The 3,411-nt window shown below is 70.1% G+C and carries 3 protein-coding genes and 2 tRNA genes; all 5 read left to right on the forward strand.

Annotated features, from left to right (window positions below; translation table 11 throughout):
* On the forward strand, positions 1-412 hold a 412-nt coding region (locus SCA03_RS34470), incomplete at its 5' end, for a GTP-binding protein (protein ID WP_141275888.1).
* Between the two features lie 138 nt (positions 413-550).
* Positions 551-1,333: a fumarylacetoacetate hydrolase family protein gene (locus tag SCA03_RS34475; protein ID WP_030884366.1), complete on the forward strand. Its 783-nt coding sequence runs from the start codon at positions 551-553 to the stop codon at positions 1,331-1,333.
* On the forward strand, positions 1,326-2,819 hold the full coding sequence (gene gltX / locus SCA03_RS34480) for a glutamate--tRNA ligase (protein WP_030884362.1): 1,494 nt from the start codon (positions 1,326-1,328) through the stop codon (positions 2,817-2,819). The genes SCA03_RS34475 and gltX overlap by 8 nt, the downstream gene beginning before the upstream one ends.
* A gap of 377 nt (positions 2,820-3,196) precedes the next feature.
* Positions 3,197-3,268: transfer RNA gene (locus SCA03_RS34485), tRNA-Gln, on the forward strand.
* A gap of 26 nt (positions 3,269-3,294) precedes the next feature.
* Positions 3,295-3,367: transfer RNA gene (locus tag SCA03_RS34490), tRNA-Glu, on the forward strand.
* The last annotated feature ends 44 nt before the right edge of the window (positions 3,368-3,411 follow it).

Below are 3,411 nucleotides of genomic sequence, written 5' to 3' on the forward strand. Positions count from 1 at the left end.
CCTGACCCACACCGCGGACAAGACCACCACCACGGTGGCGATGGACTTCGGCCGGATCACCCTCGACCAGGACCTGATCCTCTACCTGTTCGGTACCCCCGGCCAGGACCGCTTCTGGTTCATGTGGGACGACCTGGTGCGCGGCGCGATCGGCGCGGTGGTCCTGGTGGACACGCGCCGGCTGGCGGACTGCTTCCCCGCGGTGGACTACTTCGAGAACAGCGGCCTGCCCTTCGTGATCGCGCTGAACGGTTTCGACGGGCATCAGCCCTACTCGCCGGAGGAGGTCCGCGAGGCCCTCCAGATCGGGCCGGACGCCCCGATCATCACCACCGACGCCCGGCACCGCGCGGACGCCAAGAGCGCACTGATCACGCTCGTCGAACACGCCCTGATGGCACGCCTGCGCTGAAGCCGGGCGGCCGGCGGGCGCGGCACGGGCCGCGCACAGCCGAGTGCGGTGAGGGGCCGGGAGGGAAACATCCCGGCCCTTTTCCGTGCGGGCGGTGGAATACGCTGGGGTGTCACCCAACCCCAGCGAAGGACCCCCGTGCGCATCGCAAGATTCTCACTCGACGGGACCGTCGGTTTCGGCGTCGTCGAGGGGGACGCCACCACCGAAGGCGGACCCGTCCTCGACATCATCAAGGGCCACCCTTTCGCCGACTTCGAACGCTCGGGGCAGAAGCTGCCCCTGAGCAAGGTCCGCCTCCTGCCCCCGGTCCTGCCCAACAAGGTCGTCGCCGTCGGCCGGAACTACGCCGAGCACGCCAGGGAGCTGGGCCACGAGGTCCCCGAGACCCCCGTCCTCTTCTTCAAGCCCTCCACCTCGGTGGTCGGCCCGGGCGATCCCGTGGTGTACCCGGCCTTCTCCTCCGAGCTGCACCACGAGGCGGAGCTGGCCGTCGTCATCGGCCGGCTGTGCAAGGACGTACCGCGGGAGCGGGTGAAGGACGTCGTCCTCGGCTACACCTGCGCGAACGACGTCACCGCGCGTGATGTGCAGCGCGCCGAGAACCAGTGGGCCCGGTCCAAGGGCTTCGACAGCTCCTGCCCCCTCGGCCCCTGGACGGAGACCGAGCTGGACCCCTCCGATCTGGCGCTGATGTGCACCGTCAACGGAGAACAGCGCCAGCTCGGCCGGACCAGCGAGATGGTCCGCTCCATCGAGGACCTGGTGGTCCTCGTCAGCGAGGCGATGACGCTGCTCCCGGGCGACGTCATCCTCACCGGCACCCCCGCGGGCGTCGGCCCCCTGAACGTCGGCGACGAGGTCGCCGTCACCATCGAAGGCATCGGCACTCTCACCAACAAGGTGATCAAGCGTGACTAACGCGACAGCGACCGGGGACGCCCCGGTCCGCGTACGTTTCTGTCCCTCCCCGACCGGCAATCCGCACGTCGGGATGGTCCGTACCGCCCTGTTCAACTGGGCCTACGCCCGGCACACCGGCGGCACCCTGGTCTTCCGCATCGAGGACACCGACGCGGCCCGCGACTCCGAGGAGTCCTACGAGCAGCTGCTCGACGCGATGCGCTGGCTGGGCCTGGACTGGGACGAGGGCCCCGAACTCGGCGGCCCGCACGCGCCGTACCGCCAGTCGCAGCGCATGGAGATCTACGCCGACGTCGCCCGCAAACTGCTGGACGGCGGCTACGCCTACCCCTGCTACTGCACCGCCGAGGAGCTGGAGGAGCGCCGCGAGGCCGCCCGCAAGGCCGGCCGCCCCTCCGGCTACGACGGCACCTGCCGCACCCTGACCGGTGAGCAGATCGCCGCCTACGAGGCCGAGGGCCGCAGCCACGTCGTCCGCTTCCGGATGCCGGACGAGCCGATCACCTTCACCGACCTGGTGCGGGGCGAGATCACCTTCCAGCCGGAGAACGTCAGCGACTACGGCATCCTCCGCGCCAACGGCGCCCCGCTGTACACGCTGGTCAACCCGGTCGACGACGCCCTGATGGAGATCACCCACGTCCTGCGCGGCGAGGACCTGCTCTCCTCCACACCGCGCCAGATCGCGCTGTACCGCGCACTGGCCGAACTGGGCATCGGCACGGGCCGCGTCCCGGAGTTCGGGCATCTGCCGTACGTGATGGGGGAGGGCAACAAGAAGCTCTCCAAGCGGGACCCGCAGTCCTCGCTGAACATGTACCGGGAACAGGGCTTCCTGCCGGAGGGCCTGCTCAACTACCTGTCCCTGCTGGGCTGGTCGCTCTCCGAGGACCGCGACATCTTCTCCATGGACGAGATGGTCGCCGCCTTCGACATCCACGACGTGAACGGCAACCCCGCGCGCTTCGACCTGAAGAAGTGCGAGGCGATCAACGCCACGCATCTGCGCGAACTGCCGCTGAAGGACTTCATCGCCGCCTGCGAGCCCTGGCTGCACGCCCCGCACGCCCCCTGGGCCCCGGAGAACTTCTCCCAGGCGGCCTTCGAGGAGCTGGCCCCCCTGGCCCAGACCCGGCTGACGGTCCTGTCCGACATCACGGCCAACGTCGACTTCCTGTTCCTGGACGAGCCCGTCCGGGACGAGAAGTCCTGGCAGAAGGCGATGAAGGAGGGCTCCGACGCCCTGCTGCGCACCGCACGCGCCAAGCTGGAGTCGGCGGACTGGTCCTCGGCCGAGGCCCTCAAGGAGGCCGTCCTGGCCGCCGGTGAGGAGCACGGCCTCAAGCTCGGCAAGGCCCAGGCCCCGGTCCGGGTGGCCGTCACCGGCCGCACCGTGGGCCTGCCCCTGTTCGAGTCCCTCCAAGTGCTCGGCAAGGAGCCGACGCTCCGCCGTATCGACGCGGCGCTGACGGCACTGAGCTGACGCACCCGCCCCCGACCGGCACCACGAGGCCGGAGCGCGCCCCACAGGGCCCGCTCCGGCCTCGTCCGCGTCCGGGGCCGCCCCTGGCCGGACCGCGCCGGACCGCGCCGTCCGGGCGCGTACGGGGGCGCGTGCCTCGGCGGACGGGCACCGTGAGGATCCGGGCACGCCGGGTGACCGTGTCCGGGCCGTACGGCCGGAGGAACGCCGTGCGCAGGGGGCCGGTCCCGCGGCCGGGCGCCGGCGCGGAACCCGTTTTGGAGCACCGCCCCCGATCAGGTAATGTTCTTCCTGTCGCCGCGAGGGGCGGGGCCGAAAAGCCCAGAACCTCAAGGCGGCAAAGCCAAGCGAAATCCCCACAGGGGGTTGAGTTTCGGTGGGCTATGGTGTAATTGGCAGCACGACTGATTCTGGTTCAGTTAGTCTAGGTTCGAGTCCTGGTAGCCCAGCACGATCCGCACTCTGCGAGATCGAGGCCCCCGTTGTGTAGCGGCCTAGCACGCCGCCCTCTCAAGGCGGTAGCGCCGGTTCGAATCCGGTCGGGGGTACGGTTCCGGCCCAGGATCCACAGGATCCCAGGGCGCGGTTCCAG

It is taken from the genome of Streptomyces cacaoi, assembly GCF_006539165.1.
GTDB lineage: Bacteria > Actinomycetota > Actinomycetes > Streptomycetales > Streptomycetaceae > Streptomyces > Streptomyces cacaoi.